This window comes from Lactiplantibacillus sp. ME-2 (assembly GCF_022549155.1).
GTDB classification, from domain to species: Bacteria; Bacillota; Bacilli; order Lactobacillales; family Lactobacillaceae; genus Lactiplantibacillus; species Lactiplantibacillus plantarum.
On record NZ_JAKZEQ010000014.1, the window covers coordinates 17,180 to 32,749 of the forward strand.

The 15,570-nt window shown below is 43.7% G+C and carries 15 protein-coding genes and 1 other annotated feature; of the genes, 7 read left to right on the top strand and 8 right to left on the bottom strand.

All coding sequences use genetic code 11. The annotated features are described in order from the left end of the window. Nucleotides 1-99: 99 nt before the first annotated feature. Both MMY95_RS06900 and rlmD read right to left on the bottom strand, forming a co-directional pair. On the bottom strand, nt 100-543 hold the full coding sequence (locus MMY95_RS06900; RefSeq protein ID WP_003642455.1) for a hypothetical protein: 444 nt from the start codon (nt 541-543) through the stop codon (nt 100-102). Nucleotides 544-581: 38 nt separating this feature from the next. Then, on the bottom strand, nt 582-2,027 hold the full coding sequence (gene rlmD / locus MMY95_RS06905; RefSeq protein ID WP_241277565.1) for a 23S rRNA (uracil(1939)-C(5))-methyltransferase RlmD: 1,446 nt from the start codon (nt 2,025-2,027) through the stop codon (nt 582-584). Between the two features lie 148 nt (nt 2,028-2,175). Here rlmD and MMY95_RS06910 point away from each other — a divergent pair, with 148 nt between their 5' ends. From MMY95_RS06910 to MMY95_RS06935, 6 genes are all read left to right on the top strand, one after another. Beyond that, nucleotides 2,176-2,826, top strand: a complete 651-nt coding sequence (locus tag MMY95_RS06910; protein ID WP_003642453.1) for an ATP-binding cassette domain-containing protein — start codon at nt 2,176-2,178, stop codon at nt 2,824-2,826. Further along, nucleotides 2,823-3,578: an iron export ABC transporter permease subunit FetB gene (gene fetB, locus MMY95_RS06915; RefSeq protein ID WP_003642452.1), complete on the top strand. Its 756-nt coding sequence runs from the start codon at nt 2,823-2,825 to the stop codon at nt 3,576-3,578. Before MMY95_RS06910 ends, fetB begins: the two co-directional genes overlap by 4 nt. A 75-nt stretch (nt 3,579-3,653) precedes the next feature. Continuing rightward, complete coding sequence (locus MMY95_RS06920) at nt 3,654-4,739, top strand: YdcF family protein (protein ID WP_024521924.1); 1,086 nt, start codon at nt 3,654-3,656, stop codon at nt 4,737-4,739. A gap of 294 nt (nt 4,740-5,033) precedes the next feature. Continuing rightward, complete coding sequence (locus tag MMY95_RS06925; RefSeq protein ID WP_104795981.1) at nt 5,034-6,035, top strand: LacI family DNA-binding transcriptional regulator; 1,002 nt, start codon at nt 5,034-5,036, stop codon at nt 6,033-6,035. 53 nt (nt 6,036-6,088) lie between these two features. Next, on the top strand, nt 6,089-7,756 hold the full coding sequence (locus MMY95_RS06930; protein WP_053267525.1) for an alpha-glucosidase: 1,668 nt from the start codon (nt 6,089-6,091) through the stop codon (nt 7,754-7,756). Next, on the top strand, nt 7,749-9,674 hold the full coding sequence (locus tag MMY95_RS06935; RefSeq protein ID WP_128383866.1) for a sucrose-specific PTS transporter subunit IIBC: 1,926 nt from the start codon (nt 7,749-7,751) through the stop codon (nt 9,672-9,674). Before MMY95_RS06930 ends, MMY95_RS06935 begins: the two co-directional genes overlap by 8 nt. 85 nt (nt 9,675-9,759) lie before the next feature. On the opposite strand, the gene MMY95_RS06940 is transcribed toward MMY95_RS06935, so the two are convergent. From MMY95_RS06940 to MMY95_RS06950, 3 genes are read right to left on the bottom strand one after another with little or no spacing between them, the layout of a single operon-like run. Next, nucleotides 9,760-10,695, bottom strand: coding sequence for a DUF4097 domain-containing protein (locus MMY95_RS06940; RefSeq protein WP_003645322.1), 936 nt, complete (start codon nt 10,693-10,695; stop codon nt 9,760-9,762). Next, nucleotides 10,679-11,317: a DUF1700 domain-containing protein gene (locus tag MMY95_RS06945; protein WP_053267527.1), complete on the bottom strand. Its 639-nt coding sequence runs from the start codon at nt 11,315-11,317 to the stop codon at nt 10,679-10,681. Before MMY95_RS06945 ends, MMY95_RS06940 begins: the two co-directional genes overlap by 17 nt. Next, the gene (locus MMY95_RS06950) at nt 11,314-11,631 is read right to left on the bottom strand and encodes a PadR family transcriptional regulator (protein WP_003642445.1); all 318 of its coding nucleotides are present in this window, start codon (nt 11,629-11,631) and stop codon (nt 11,314-11,316) included. The genes MMY95_RS06945 and MMY95_RS06950 overlap by 4 nt, the downstream gene beginning before the upstream one ends. Nucleotides 11,632-11,992: 361 nt before the next feature. Between MMY95_RS06950 and MMY95_RS06955 the strand changes: the two genes are divergently transcribed. Further along, nucleotides 11,993-12,568 (top strand): zinc ribbon domain-containing protein, encoded by a 576-nt coding sequence (locus MMY95_RS06955; protein ID WP_003645325.1) that lies wholly within the window; start codon nt 11,993-11,995, stop codon nt 12,566-12,568. A gap of 168 nt (nt 12,569-12,736) precedes the next feature. Here MMY95_RS06955 and MMY95_RS06960 read toward each other — a convergent pair whose 3' ends face one another. From MMY95_RS06960 to MMY95_RS06970, 3 genes are all read right to left on the bottom strand, one after another. Beyond that, the gene (locus MMY95_RS06960; RefSeq protein WP_053267529.1) at nt 12,737-13,552 is read right to left on the bottom strand and encodes a transporter substrate-binding domain-containing protein; all 816 of its coding nucleotides are present in this window, start codon (nt 13,550-13,552) and stop codon (nt 12,737-12,739) included. Between the two features lie 54 nt (nt 13,553-13,606). Beyond that, nucleotides 13,607-13,838 (bottom strand) — a binding site (T-box leader). Nucleotides 13,839-14,022: 184 nt separating this feature from the next. Beyond that, a complete protein-coding gene (locus MMY95_RS06965; protein WP_003642441.1) occupies nt 14,023-14,784 on the bottom strand; it encodes an amino acid ABC transporter ATP-binding protein in 762 nt (253 codons plus the stop codon). Nucleotides 14,785-14,795: 11 nt separating this feature from the next. Next, nucleotides 14,796-15,494 carry an amino acid ABC transporter permease gene (locus MMY95_RS06970; RefSeq protein WP_046040723.1) on the bottom strand — a complete coding sequence of 233 codons (699 nt, stop codon included), beginning with the start codon at nt 15,492-15,494 and terminating at the stop codon, nt 14,796-14,798. Between the last annotated feature and the right edge of the window lie 76 nt (nt 15,495-15,570).

Below are 15,570 nucleotides of genomic sequence, written 5' to 3' on the forward strand. Positions count from 1 at the left end.
GAAGTTTCACCGCTATTGATTTATGTCCGAAAAAATAGGATTAGACAACTTGGTGTTATCTAATCCTAATTTATAAAAGTCAGCGATAAATGGTGGCGTTTACTTATTATTCAACGACGTCAAAATTCGCTGTGATGCCTGTCCGTTGAAGTCATTGGTTTGTAGCCGTTCAAAAACGTCTTTCATAATGTGCATTAATTGTTGATCGGACAAACCTTGGGCAGATAATGTATTGAGCATGACTTGCAGCAAGTCGATTGGTAGGACCGGTCGCTGTTCAGGATGCGCACTGAAGAATTCCTGAACGGCTTGGTCGTGTAAGCGCCAGTAAACTGGGTTTTGGACATCATCAAAAATCGTTTTTAGTTGCTCTAGGGCCGGTGATAGCGGAATGTTTTTGGCAATAATCGTCGTTAGCATCCCATCACGAGCCGGGATACGAACATCCGCCACGTAATCTTTTAATAGTAAGAAATGAGTCTTGAATGGTGGCCGTAACGTAAAGGTCATCGTTAATGCAATTTGACTATCAGTAGCTGCCATAATGATTCCCCCTCATATGATTGGCAGTGAGTGGCAAATTAATGACGCTTCGTGAAGCGGACGACGGCTTCGCAACGAGCTGTTTGTGGGAACATGTCGATCGATTGAATATAGTCGACTTGATATCCGCGGGTAAGTGCTTGTAAATCCTGAGCAAGCGTCGATGGGTTACATGAAATGTAGACGAGTTTTTCCGGTGCGCTTTGTAAGATGGCGTCAATTAAGACGTTATCTAAACCAGTACGGGGTGGATCAACGACCATTGCATCAGGCGCAAAACCGCTCGCTAACCATTGCGGTAACAAGACTTCCGCCTCACCAACTTCGTAATGAGCATTAGTGATTTGATTGCGTTGGGCGTTGGCATTGGCATCTGCAACGGCTGCCGGAATGGTATCCATTCCCCGAACTTCCTTAGCCACGTCGGCTAGTGATAAACCAATCGTTCCGACGCCCGAATAAGCGTCGACCAGCGTCTCATTAGGCGCTAAGTTCAAAGCTTCGCGTGCTAAGCGATAGAGTTTCTTGGTTTGCTGCGGGTTCAATTGGAAGAAGGCCCGAGCAGATAAATCGAAGACTAGGCCGTCTAGCTCCTCCGTAATAGTTGGTTTGCCGGCCAGTAATGTTGTTTGGTCACCCCAGATCAATGAAGTTTTACCAGCATTGATATTTTGCATGACCGACACGACCATTGGCAGTTTTTCAGCGATTTTCATCAATAATTGATGCTTTTTCGGTAACTTGGGTGTATTTGTGATGAAGACCAGCTGAATTTCACCAGTGGCGGCCGCTTCACGCACAACGATTGTCTTGACGATGCCAGAATTATGTTCTTCATCGTAAATCGGTACTTGGAGTTCCTCCATCCAAGCCACGACTTGACGCATGACTGTCATTGTCGCCGGCATTTGCACCGAACAGGTCGGTAAGTCGACTAGGTCATGACTATTTTCTTTATATAAGCCAGCAGCGACGTGCCCATCAATTAAACGAACTTGAAATTGGGCTTTGTTGCGGTATTCATAAGGATTAGTCATCCCAATGGTGGGCCGAACATCATAGTGTCGATAACCAGCTGGGCGGTATTTTTCGAGTGCTTGACGAATTAAATCTTGCTTAAAGGCTAATTGGGCCGGGTAGTCGAGGTGTTCTAATTCAAAACCACCGACTTCGCCCGCATAGGCATCGCGGGGATCGACCCGGTCAGGACTAGGCTTGCGAATACTACGAATCTTAGCTTCTAGGTAACGTGGGTGCACGGCGGTTACTTCAGCAACAACGACTTCTTCAGGAAGGGCGCCCTTGACGAAGGTGATGACGTGTTTGTAATAGCCAATACCTTCACCGTTAATGCCTAAACGCCGAATGGTCAGTGGAAAACGCTGGCCGATGTTAACGGTCGCTTGCACTTTTTCATCCGGCTGTTGTCGGCGCCGATCATTGTGCGATCGGGATTGGTGCGAATAATGATTAGATTGTGGCATAAGTTTGATTTTGACCTCGTTTTTCTGTGAACTGTGTTAACCTCCATTATAGCATGTGGAAAGACACAGGATAACTGAGGAGGATTGTTTGAAAGTCGCCTAACAGTCAGGTTATAATGATTCTAAATTAGTAATCGGGGGTGGGCATATGAATTCATTGATTAGTTTAGAAAAAGTTAATTATCAAATCGCTGATCAACATATTTTACATGATGTTGATTGGCAGATTCCAGCTGGGGCTCATATTACATTGACGGGACCATCCGGTGGTGGGAAAAGTACGTTATTACGGATCATTGCGGCCATGATTTCTAAAACAAGTGGGACCTTGATTTTTGATGGGCAGCCGATTGAAAGCTATGACCCAATCATGTATCGGCGGCAAGTCTCATATTGTTTCCAACAACCGACGTTATTTGGTGAGACGGTGGCAGATAACTTAGCTTTCCCGTACCAAATTCGTAAGCAAGTCATGGATACGCAACGAGTGGTAACGGCGTTAAATAATGTTGGGCTGTCCGAACGAACCCTGCATCAGCCGATTACCGAGCTTTCCGGTGGTGAACGGCAGCGGGTCGCGCTGATTCGCAACATCTTATTCTTGCCAAAAGTGTTGTTATTAGATGAAGTGACAGCTGGTTTGGATGAAAATAATAAGCAAATCGTGCACGCCTGGTTACGACAGTTAAATGAGCAGGATCACGTGACAACGATCATGATTACTCATGACGCGACAGAGATTGCTGCGGCAGATCAATTAGCGAAAGTGGTTGCTGGCAGATTGGAGGTACACGCATGAATTTAGCAGTTAATAATACGTCGCTATTTTTGGCGGCAATGTTAGTGCTCGTCGCGTTAGGAATTAGTTTGTGGCAGAAACTTGGCTTGGATAAGGACATCGTCATTGGTGTCGTGCGGGCTGTTGTACAACTATTTATCGTGGGTTACTTGCTAAAGTATATTTTCCGAGTCAATAATTTGTGGCTAACGCTGGCGATGATAGGCTTCATTATCTTCAATGCGGCTTGGAATGCGAAAAAACGGGGGCCGGGGATTGACCATGCATTAGCTATTTCGTTATTAGCCATTTTTGTTAGTACGGGGGTAACACTCGGCGTTCTCGTCCTATCTGGTGCGATTAAGTTTGTGCCATCGCAAATGATTCCCATTTCTGGTATGATTGCGTCGAATTCAATGGTCGCAATTGGGCTGGCTTATCGCAGCCTCAATAGTCAGTTTCATGACCAGCGGCAAGGGGTGCTTGAACGGTTGGCGTTAGGGGCTGGTCTACTCGATGCTTCGATTGCCATCGTGCGTGAGGCGATTCGTACAGGGATGTCACCAACCATTGATTCGGCAAAGACTGTGGGTCTAGTCAGTCTGCCAGGGATGATGTCCGGTTTGATCTTTGCAGGGGTCGATCCAGTACGGGCCATTAAGTATCAAATTATGGTCACGTTCATGCTCTTATCAGCGACTAGTTTGGGGTCAATCATTGCGTGCTATTTAGCTTACCGTAATTTCTATAATGAACAAAAACAGTTGAAGTAATGACTCCTGATTGCAGTCCCGCGGGGAGTCCTTTATGATGGAAGCTGAAATAAAACTTAATGCGGGGGTATTGATGTGAATGACGCAGCGGTTTGGGTTCCAGTTCCAGTAATGTTTTACTGGGGCTGGTTAGTACCACTCATATTTGGAACCATTTTTGGTTGGCGTTATCATCGCGATAAGGTTCGCCTAGGTAACGGTATTTGGTTTTCGCTATTTTTCTATTCGTTTTTAACCATGCTGGCAATTACAATTTTAGGTAGCAATATTCACTGGTTGATCATTATCAGTGGGACGTTGTTTGTGTTGCTGATCCTGTTGATTGGACTGATTTTTACCTTACAAGCTTTCTTGCTCTTATGGAATGCGTGGATCATGTGGCGTCATGAGAGTCATACGTTGGCGAATATGCTGACCTTGTACTTGGGACTGGCCATTCTGATTTTGCCATTTTTAGGCAATCTGTTGAGTAGTCATGTGCCGCAGCCCGTGAGTTATTTTTTGACGGTATTTCCGAATCTGGTCATTTTTTACCTTGGTTTTTGGTTTTATAACTATCTGACAATGCTGACGATTTATCAATTCAATTGGCCCCGTCTGCGACAAGATTATATTATTGTGCTTGGGGCTGGCTTGTTAGATGGAGACCGTGTCTCGCCATTGCTAGGGCAACGAATCATGCGTGGACTGCGCTTTTATCAGAAGCAACAACGCAAGACGCATCATCGGGCCGTGATGATTTTCTCAGGTGGTCAGGGTGGTGATGAAACGGTTCCGGAAGGCCAAGCCATGCTGGAATACGCCATTGCGCATGGCCTTCCTGCAACGGATGGCTGGGCGGAGACGCAATCGAAGACGACCTTGCAAAATATGCAGTTTAGTAAGCAATTGATTGCACAGGGCCCTGTTAAAAATCCACGCACGATTTTTGTTACAAATAATTACCATACCTTTAGAGCCGGGATGTTTGCCAAGCAAGCAGGTCTAAAAGCGGATGGTATTGGTGCGCGGACGGCGCGATTCTTCTTACCGGATGCGATCATTCGTGAGTATATTGCGATATTTGTCCGAAATAAATGGTGGCACGCGGTAGCGATGCTTGGTATCTTGATTGTGTCGCTATTATTGACGTGGTTTGATGTCTATCAAGCATCGTTATAGCGATTACTAAGGCTGAATCAGTAATTAAAATATTCCAAGTCAGGTGTACGCTGGCTTGGAATATTTTTTTGGCTGGAATGTTAAAAATGAAGTTATCGAAATGGCAGGATACTTCCATTTCAAGCCGAAAAACAGAAAAATGGCAGTATACTGCCATTTTTTAATGGTGGACTAAATGTTTTAAGGGCAACCGTTTTTAGTGAATTCATTTTGAAAAGCCAATTTGTCTTGACAATTACTTGAAAGGTCGTTATATTAATTATGGAAACGATTCCAAATAGGGGATGAGCTTAAATGACAACGATTAGTGAAATAGCAGCTGAGGCTGGTGTAGGTGTTGGGACTGTTTCACGGTATTTAAACCATCGGCCTAGTGTTTCAGTTGCTAAGAAGAAGCAAATTCAGGCAGCGATTGAAAAACTGGATTACACCCCGAATGCCATTGCGAGTCAGCTACGCGCGCAGAGCACTAATACGATTGGTGTACTGGTATCAAGAATCTCTAACCCCTTCTTTGCACAGTTATTTGATGCATTGGAACGGGAGTTAAACGGATACGGGTTTCAAGTGATGGTAATGCAGACTCATGATGATGCGTTGGCAGAACAACACTTTCTGGATAAACTCAAGCAGCAACAAGTGGATGGCGTCATTCTGGCATCCATTGAAAATCAACAACTAGTGGCACAATTGTCGGCGACATATGCTAATCAGATGGTGCTGTTGAATGAAGAAGCTACTGATATTGGTATTCCAATGATCAGTTTAAATCATTATCAGGCAACTAAAGATGCTTTGGCATACTTATATCATCAAGGTCATCGGCGAATTGCCTATGCCACGGGTGGTGATTTTCCCAGTACGCATCATGGACGTTCGCGGACGCAAGCCTATTTAGATTTTTGTGAAGAGCAGCAGTTAGTTGTAAACAATAGCTGGGTTTTCGCACAACAACATACGATTGCGGATGGACAAGCGTTGGGGAAGCAATTAGCGTCCTTAAACCCTAGTGATCGCCCGACAGCGGTGTTTACAAATTCTGATGAGGTGGCCGTTGGGGTAATTGATGAGTTACAGCAACAACATTTTCGCGTGCCAGATGATATGGCCGTGATAGGATATGACGATCAACCATTTGCGGGGGTGGCCCAAGTTCCATTAACAACGGTTCGACAACCGGTCGCGGCAATGGCTCAATTGGCGGTCGATCAGCTATTACATCACTTGGGCCGGTTACAACGACCTGAGTTAGCGATTGATCTAAGCTTAGACTTAATCAAAAGAAAAAGTGCTTAAGCCTTTTTCTTTTGATTAAAGTGGAATCGATTCCAAATATAGGAGTAGTAATTATGCAAAAAAATTGGTGGCAAAAAGAAGTTTTTTATCAAATTTATCCGGCATCATTTAAAGATGCTAATAACGATGGCATTGGGGATTTGCGTGGAATCATCCAAATGTTACCCCGGTTGAAACAGCTGGGAATTACGACTATCTGGTTATCTCCAATATATCAATCACCCATGGTTGATAACGGTTACGATATTTCTGACTACCAAGCTATTGATTCTCGGTTTGGAACGATGGCTGATTTTGATGAGTTGATGGAAGTAACTAAACGATTAGGATTAAAAGTCATTTTAGATTTGGTTATCAATCATACCTCTGATCAGCACGTGTGGTTCCAATCTGCAATTAAATCGCCGACGAGTCCGTATCGTGATTTTTATATTATTCGGCGTGGGGCACACGGCAATCCGCCTAATAATTGGCGATCAAACTTTGGTAAAGGCTCGTCATGGACGTTATTGCCAGGAAGTCAGGATGAGTATTATCACCATGTCTTTTCTAAACAACAACCGGACCTAAATTGGGAAAATCCGGCTCTAAGGAAACGAATCTATCAAATGATTAATTGGTGGTTGGCAAAAGGGGTTGCGGGTTTTCGGATCGATGCAATAACATTCATAAAAAAAGATCAAGATTTTGCCAGCATTAGTCCTGATGGTGTTGATGGGTTAGGTAAAGTCAAACGTAAAGCTGAAAATCGACCTGGTATTGAAAAGTTCTTAGCTGAATTGAACACGGCTACTTTTAAACCAGCTAACGCGGTGACGGTTGGAGAGGCTTCGGGGGTTAGTTATGACCAACTTGGACAATTTATTGGTAAAAAAGGTTACTTCTCGATGATTTTTGACTTTCATTACGCAGATATTGATATTGCATCCGGATCAGAGTGGTATCGACGAGTTAAGTGGACACCGACGGACTTACGGCGCGCAATTTTTAAAAGCCAACTGGCGATTCAAAATGTCGGCTGGGGAGCTAACTTTTTTGAAAATCACGATCAGCCGCGGAGTATTGATAAATATATTCAGACACCAGCTTATCGGAATGAAATTGGTGCCAAAGCACTAGCCTTACTTTATTTTAACTTGCGCGGTTGTCCATTTATTTATCAAGGACAAGAGCTGGGGGTGACAAATGCACGGCGTGACTCAATTACCATGTTTAACGACTTGAGCAGTCACGATAATTATGATCGTGCTATTGAAGAGGGATATTCAGCAAGCGAGGCACTTGCCTTTGTAAATGCTCGTTCCCGGGATAATGCGCGATTACCATATCCATGGGATGATTCCGTCAATCAAGGCTTTAATCAGGGTGCCAAGCCATGGATTACACCAAAACAGTCACATGATAGGGTAAACTGGCAAAGCGAACAATTAGATTCAAATTCAGTTTGGCATTTTTATCAGTCATTGATTAAGTTACGGCAAATATCAAATTTAAGTCAGGATTTAATAGTCGGTGATTTTAGGCCAATTACTTGTGATTGTGACCAAGTGATTGCTTATCAACGTGGTCGAAGGGTACAGGTGTATGTTAACTTAAGCGCAAAACGGTTATTACTAACGTTACCTAATGGCCGACCTCGATTAAATAATTACGCACATTATCGACTCAATACGTTGGAACCATATCAAGCCATTCTTTTTGAGGTGAATTCAAATGAGTAAAAACTATCAGGTACTTGCGAAAAAAATTATTGATATTGTTGGTGTTGACAATGTTGAATCGGTTACTCATTGTCAGACACGGTTGCGGTTTGTTGTTAAAGATCCTAAGCAGATTGATAAAGCAGCGCTTGAAGACTTAGATGAGGTTAAGGGAGTCTTTTTCGGTTCAGGACAGTATCAGGTCATTATTGGCACTGGTGTTGTTAACGATGTGTATGACGCGATTGAAAAGTTACATTTAGTTAATGCAATTTATAGTCAGGAAACGACGACTACGCCGACTCCTGATAATCAGAAGTCACCATTGCAACGATTCATGGCAATGCTTTCGGGAATCTTTATTCCAATTATTCCGGTGATTGCAGCTACTGGACTTTTCTTGGGATTACAAAGTGCTTTGACTAACAATCAGGTTTTACAGTTGTTTGGAACTTCATCTGCCGCGATTCCGGCAAGTCTTAATACAGTAATTTCAGTTTTAACGGGGACTGTTTTTTCATTTCTGCCAGCTTTAATTGTTTGGTCCACATTTCGCTATTTTAAAGGTACACCAATTGTCGGTATTGTGATTGGACTAATGCTAGTTTCCCCTTCACTGCCTAACGCGTATTCAGTTGCGGGTGGTACAGCGAAAGCGATTATGCTTTTTGACAAGATTCCAGTTATCGGTAGTCAAGGATCCGTATTAACAGCGTTAGTTGCTGGTTTTCTTGGAAGTAAACTGGATCATTACTTTCATAAACACGTCCCTAACGTTCTCGACCAAATTTTAACGCCCTTTTTAACGATGTTAGTTACTTTTGGTATTATGATTTTAGGGGTTAGCCCGGTTGTACACTGGATTGAAAATGTGATGATTAGTGGTGTTGAAGGGTTGATTAACTTACCATTTGGAATTGGTGGTTTTTTGATTGGAGCCGCTTATCCGTTAATGGTGCTAGTTGGTATTCATCAGATGATGATTGCCATCGAAACGTCACTATTAGCAGCTACCAAGCTCAATCCGTTAATTACTTTAGAAGCCATGTATGGCTTTGCTAATCTGGGGGTAGCTTTGGCGATGATTTTACGAGCAAAGTCACAAAAGGCTAAGGCTAATTTTATTGGCGCATTTTCCTCGCAACTATTTGGTGTTTCAGAACCAACCTTGTTCGGGGTCTTGATTCGCTATAATTTCAAGCCGTTGGTTGTAACCGTTTTAACCAGTGGGATAGGTGCTGGCGTACTGAGTGTTATGAGTGTGGCAGCAAATTCATATGGTCTAGCCGTTGTTCCCTCTTATCTGATGTATATTTACAATGCTCGTGATTTGCTGATTTATACGGTCGTCTCGTTATTGACGGTAGCAGTGGCTTTTATTGCCACTAATATGTTTGCGATTCCTAAGGACATATTAAAATCTGATCAAGTACAACCAAAGATTGTAGATGATACGATATTTTCACCAGTTTCTGGTAAAAGTATTGCCTTGAGTACGGTTAACGATCCGGTCTTTGCATCTAAGATGATGGGGGACGGCATTGCAATTAAGCCACAGGAACAGGTGCCGGTAAAAGTCTATGCGCCACAAAGTGGTCAGATGAGTGTTGTAGCCGATACAGGACATGCCTATGGGTTAACAACCAATAATGGAGTTGAGTTGTTGATTCACATCGGTATTGATACGGTGTCATTAAAAGGGCAAGGCTTTAAAGTTATCGTTAAACCGGGGCAAATTGTTCAAAAGGGTGATCTCTTAGGTGAGTTTGACTCAACGGTGTTAAAAGCTGCTAACTTAGATGACACGGTCATGGTGATTGTGACAAATAGTAAAAATTATCAACGGATAGAATCAGAACCTAATCAGTCTATTCAGTCGGGAGCAGCACTGCTGGCGATTCAAGGGCGTCCGGAAATGACGACTGCAACAGCATCCTAAACGTAAGTACGATAAAACCGCGATTTGCCATGAGCAAGTCGCGGTTTTATTTTGAAAATTTGAGTAAGTGCAGTACTAGCATGGACTAGCTAGCACTAACCGTAATATCACCATTGCTGGTCGTCAGTCGGTATTGTACGGCTGCCGATTGGTTGACCTGGTAATCACCGCCATCGGACTGGAGATGATTGAAAATATGCAAGTCCCCATCGCTAGTGCTAGCTTTAACACCGGTTGTCCGTGGCGCGGTTATTCGAATATCACCGTCACTGGCTGTAGCGGATAAACTTTCAGTGATGCGATTATTATTGAGCATAATATCACCTTCGCTACTTGTTAGCTTAAGGGCTTTGAACTGATTATTGGTTAGATGGATGTCGCTATCAGCGGTTATAATTTTTGAAGCAGTCTTGGTAAAATGACTGTCGGTGATGCTGATATCTGGATCGCTATTGATTTGTAGACTAGGCGCCGAGACACGAGTTAACCGTAAATTATCGCCGGTCAACGTCAGCGACTGATTGACTTTGACATCCGTTAAATTAATATCGCTATCCGTACTAAGACTTTTCAATTGGTCGACGGTGACGTTTTGCAACGAAACGTTACCACTTTGACTAGCTTTGGCGGTTATTTGATGAATAGTAGTTCCTTTAGGCACCGTAATTATTGTCGTGTCAGCAAATTGTCCGACGTTATCGAACATGAAGCCCACGGTTTTGGCGTTGTGTGTCGTTGAAGTAACAGTGACGTGACCATTGTTGGTCGTAACAGTTGGTAAGGCGCGCGTGGCGGTAACCGTGATATTAGCAGCTGTGCCTTGCTTAATAGTAATATTGTTGGCCGTTGCAATCGTGACATCTTTTAGCTGACTGACGTGATAGCGCCGCGTCTTATGATGAACGATATGGAAGCCTTGATCCCAATAAACGCTTTGAATACCGTTATTGGCGATTCCAAACATGGTCAAAATCAGTCCAATGACTAATAAAATAATGCCAACTCTAATTGTCCTTCGCATGGTGGTGACCTCCTCGTTCCGCCCGATTTTTCTTAACAAATCGGTGGTATAGGTTTTGTACGATTTTGGCAATTCCTTGCAGAATAACGCTAATAAGCCAGATAAATAGTGGTAAAACTAATAGCTCGGCACCAATAATAGCAAGACCGCTACCTAGGTAGAATAGTGCGACCCATAGCGACTGGCCGAAGATACAGATGCCGGCTGTTAGCATGGCAAATGCGACGATGGTCACGCCAATTAAGATGGCACCCGCTGCAATCACGAATGCAAAGACGGTAACGGCCAAGGCAAAGAAGACCGCTAAAATAACTATTAATGCGGGAATTGTGATCGGTGTTGATAATAAAGCAAGCACAATTAGCCAAATCGTGCGTACGGTTGCTTGAGATTTTTGCCGTTTAGAAGTATTGGCGTTGAGATTTTCGTTAAAACGAATCGAATAATCGGCTAACACTTTCCGAGCCAATTGTTTAGGCGTTCCCAGTTCGGCAACGCAGTCATTATAATTAGCGATTGCCGCGTCTAGTAAGTATTCGCGATAAAATTCAACGACCTCGTCGCGTTCATCATCGGTAAGTTGAACGAGTAACGCGTTAAATTTGGATAAGTAGTCGTTCATGGTTCATCCTCCCCCTGAAGTAAGTGGTTAATGGCCAAATAATAGGTTTGCCACTCTTGTTGAATCGCACTCAATTGTGTCAGGCCGGCGCTCGTAATCTGATAATAGCGTCGGTTGCGGCCTTGATAGGCCTGATCGTAAGTCGTGACCCAGTCATTTTTCTTGAGTCGTCGAAGCACTGGGTAGAGCGTCGATTCGGACACCGAGATGGCGGCTTGCAAGCGCTGCGTTAGCGCGTAACCATAGTAATCTTGGCCTTTAAGGCAGGCTAAAACGCACCCGTCCAATAACTCGGAACTAATTTGAATGGCCATTGCTATTCCTCCTGCTATATTATACGTCGTATAGTATTGCTCAATGAGTAGTATACAGTGAAGTGAAACTAACTGTCAAACTTAAATATTAAAATAATGATAAAAGGTAAACTACCTTTAGCCACTAGTAAACGCAAAATGTGCTTGCTAACGGTGACTGAAATAGGCCCGTACTAAAGCTTAAAATCATGATGCTCAGCGAATACCAGCTGTCCGGTACGCAAGGGTGATACTATACTGATCTGATAAGGCCTAGAAAAATGACTGATTCCGATATATAATCATTATATTGAAATATTAATACAGTTAATTGTCATGGCTGAGTTAATTATTATCGATAATATTATGACGGAGGGCAATTATGGAAACGGACATGAAGAATTGTGTGGTTTGTGGTGAACGAATTCCCCAAAGTGCCCAGTATTGTGAAAAATGCGGCAGTGGACAACCGACAGTTGCTGAGGATAAGCGTAAAGACGCGGAAACGACGACTTTAAAGCAGCCGCATCATCAAAAAAAGAGCTTACGGACGTGGTGGTTTTGGTTGCCACCAGTTATCTGTGCGCTAGTCATTGTCTTTGAGATTGGATTTAATTTGTATCAGGCTCGGGAAGCTAATACGCTTGCAGCCAATATTCAATCAGAAATCAGAACGAATAAAGCTGAATATGGCAAGGTTAAAGTGAGTTGGAATGGTGGTGCCATGCGTGTGCGAATATCAAAGCAAGCGCCAGTTATTGAAAGTGTCGATCAAGGCAAGACCGCTTCGTGGCAGTCACTAGCCAAGACACTGCAAAGCCGCTCTGAAAAAATCGCGAAGAATCACAATCAAAAATATTCACATATTGAGGTTTTGTCGCCTAAGAACACCAAATATATGTGGTTGGAAGTCAATCATGGCAAGATGAAATTCAATATTGCAAATCAGTTGAATTAGCTGACCGGGTTCACGACATAAGCAATGGTGTAAATGGTCCCGGATGGTTTTTAGAAACACAATGAGTGATAAAAGATGGTCGCTGAAAGACGCCGACACACACAAAAAGCCCGGTTTTCCGGGCTTTTTGTGACTATCAACTGGACGCTATCAAATAGATTGCGATGGCTATTGGTTTGTGACGTTACCACCAAAGTATTTATTAGACAGTTTCTTTAAGGTGCCATCTTGACGGAGTTCTTGAATCGCTTTAGACAGTTGTTTTTGGAGTGAGGCGTGCTTTTTAGTGACAATTGCGCCAATCTTTTGTGTTTTGATTTCTGAACCACCACTAATGAATTTCAAGCTGGCCTTTGGATTCTGCTTGAGGTAAGCATAGAATGCTTCCCGTGAGTTGATTGTTCCGGCGACGCGACCTTGGTTTACGAGGTCGATCGATTGTTGAAAGCCATCGGTCGGTGTGACGGTCGCACCTAAACGTTTAGCATCGGTCGCGTTATTACTAGTCGTTGTTTGGGCAACTTTCTTGCCTTTGATATCCGTGATCTTGTTAATTGAGGACCCCTTCTTGACCGCTAATTCGGATTTAGAGTAGATATAAGGCGTAGAGAAGAGGTATTTTTGTTTACGTTGCGCAGTTTCAGCGATATCGTTGATGACCACGTCGTATTTATCGACATCCAGGCCAGCAATCAAGGAGTCGAATTTCGTTGGGACGAACTTTGCCTTGAGACCGAGCTTTTTAGCGACGGCTTTACCAAGGTCGACTTCAAAACCAGTCAACTTACCGTCTTTGCGATAGCTATAAGGCTGGAAGGTGCCTTCTAGCCCGATCGTCAACGTGCTGCTCTTTTGCAATTTGAGCTGACTACTCGTGCTAGAAGTGCTGCTTTTAGATGAGCTAGAATTACCGCATGCCGTCAAGGTGACTGTTAGTGCGAGTCCTAAAATTGTTAAACTTACTGCTTTGAGCCATTTTTTCATATCGATTACCCCCGTAGAGCTATATTTTTTGACAAAAAAAGTCGTCCTTTATCGAAAAAGGACGACTGCTGATCGTGGTACCACCTTAGTTTCCAAGCGCGTGCACAACGCTTGGCTCAATGAGCTAATTCACTCAGTACGCTAACGGGTACGACGCGTTACTGGCTTGCTAATGCTCACCAATACCATTTAGAGACCATCTTCGTATCACTGTCCGACCGTTTTACACCAACCAACGGCTCGCTTTGCGTGGCAATCACACTACTCATTTCATCACAATGTTTAGATATTGAGGCTAGTCTACAAGATTAAATAACAATTGTCAAATCAAAATCACATTTTATATTAATCTAAATGCCATTTGTTGTGAATGCGCCAGATCGATGGTTGATGTGAGACGCTAGGGGGTGCTAAAAAACGTGCATCTGACTGGGATTTTCCAGTTAGATGCACGTTAACTCAAATGAACGCTATTGGTTTGCTTTGTCTGAAATCGTGGTGAACGTCATCGCGGCTAAGAAGTCGGCAATTCGTTGCGTTGGCTGCTTAAAGAATTCAGCGGGTGTCCCGTCGAACAGGATTTTGCCATCTTCAACAAATAGGATCTTATCCGCAACTGCGCGGGCAAATTCCATGTTGTGAGTGACGATAATCATGGAGTCTTCTTCCTGAGCGAGGGCTAGTAGAACGCGGAGCACACCAGCTTCGAGTTCGGGGTCTAGCGCACTAGTTGGCTCATCTAACAAGATGAATTCGGGATCCATCGCTAACGAGCGCGCAATCGCGACCCGTTGTTGTTGCCCACCGGATAATTGTTCGGGGTAGGCGTCGGCCTTATCTTGCAAGCCAACCCGGGCCAACAATTCTAGCGCGGACTTTTTAGCCGTCGCGGAATCCTTTTTTAAGACTTGCACGGGGCCTTCCATGACATTTTTAACAACGCTGAGATGGGGAAACAGATTATAACCTTGAAAGACCATCCCAGTTTTGCGTCGAATATTGAGAATTGTTTTATTAGTCAACGGCTTAGTAAAGTCGATAGTTTCGTCATTGAAGTGGTATAAACCTTGTTCGGGCCGTTCAAGCAAATTTAGTGACCGCAGTAAGGTTGATTTACCAGAACCCGATGGGCCAACGATGACGGTCGTCTGGTGTTCTTTAAATTCAGTATTGATATCGGTTAACGCCTGGTGATTGCCAAACGTCTTATTTAAGTGTTCTAATTTGATCATTCGACAACCTCCTAATTAAGTGGCCGTAAGTAACGTGACGTCCGCTTTTCCAAGTAGCTTTGTAGCCAGCTGAGAATCGTACATAGAATTGCGTATAGGGCAGCAACCAGGGAGTACATCACAAGTGGTTGATAATTTTGAGCGGCAATTTGTTGGCTGACTTCGAACATTTCAATAATCGTGATTGAAGCGGCCAAGGAGGTGTCCTTGACTAAGCTAATAAAACTATTGGATAGGGGCGGTAGTGAGACTCGCGCAGCTTGCGGCAAAATAATTCGTTTGAGTACTTGTGACTTGGTCATGCCAATCGAGTAGGCCGCTTCCCACTGACCTTGAGGAATGGAGAGAATGGCTGCTCGAATCGTTTCCGCACAGTAAGCCCCGGTGTTCAGTGAAAAAGTGGCAATCCCAGCAGTCCAGGGGTCGAGCTGGACCCCATTTGGAAAGAGCCCTTTGATTTTAAGGTAGGGAAGCCCGAAATAGACGATAAAGAGTTGTACTAGCAGTGGGGTACTCCGAAAGAGCCAGACGTAGAAGTTAGCGATGGCTTTTAGAATTAAAAACCAACCACGACGAGTCGAAATCTTGACGAGGGCCGTGAAAATCGCAAGTATCAAACCGAGAATGAACGAAATAATGGCAATCGGAATGGTATATTTTAAACCCGCTGCAGCAATTTGCGGCGTTGATGTGACAATGATGTGCCAGATTGAATCCATAGGGAGCCTCCTGTAACAAATTAGAATTTGGTGCTATGTATCCCGCCATAATAGCGGGCAATGGTAC

Coding starts and splice junctions, on each gene's coding strand:
- MMY95_RS06900 (WP_003642455.1), bottom strand. CDS start 543: ATGGCAGCTACTGATAGTCAAATTGCATTAACGATGACCTTTACGTTA.
- rlmD (WP_241277565.1), bottom strand. CDS start 2,027: ATGCCACAATCTAATCATTATTCGCACCAATCCCGATCGCACAATGAT.
- MMY95_RS06910 (WP_003642453.1), top strand. CDS start 2,176: ATGAATTCATTGATTAGTTTAGAAAAAGTTAATTATCAAATCGCTGAT.
- fetB (WP_003642452.1), top strand. CDS start 2,823: ATGAATTTAGCAGTTAATAATACGTCGCTATTTTTGGCGGCAATGTTA.
- MMY95_RS06925 (WP_104795981.1), top strand. CDS start 5,034: ATGACAACGATTAGTGAAATAGCAGCTGAGGCTGGTGTAGGTGTTGGG.
- MMY95_RS06930 (WP_053267525.1), top strand. CDS start 6,089: ATGCAAAAAAATTGGTGGCAAAAAGAAGTTTTTTATCAAATTTATCCG.
- MMY95_RS06935 (WP_128383866.1), top strand. CDS start 7,749: ATGAGTAAAAACTATCAGGTACTTGCGAAAAAAATTATTGATATTGTT.
- MMY95_RS06940 (WP_003645322.1), bottom strand. CDS start 10,695: ATGCGAAGGACAATTAGAGTTGGCATTATTTTATTAGTCATTGGACTG.
- MMY95_RS06945 (WP_053267527.1), bottom strand. CDS start 11,317: ATGAACGACTACTTATCCAAATTTAACGCGTTACTCGTTCAACTTACC.
- MMY95_RS06950 (WP_003642445.1), bottom strand. CDS start 11,631: ATGGCCATTCAAATTAGTTCCGAGTTATTGGACGGGTGCGTTTTAGCC.
- MMY95_RS06955 (WP_003645325.1), top strand. CDS start 11,993: ATGGAAACGGACATGAAGAATTGTGTGGTTTGTGGTGAACGAATTCCC.
- MMY95_RS06960 (WP_053267529.1), bottom strand. CDS start 13,552: ATGAAAAAATGGCTCAAAGCAGTAAGTTTAACAATTTTAGGACTCGCA.
- MMY95_RS06965 (WP_003642441.1), bottom strand. CDS start 14,784: ATGATCAAATTAGAACACTTAAATAAGACGTTTGGCAATCACCAGGCG.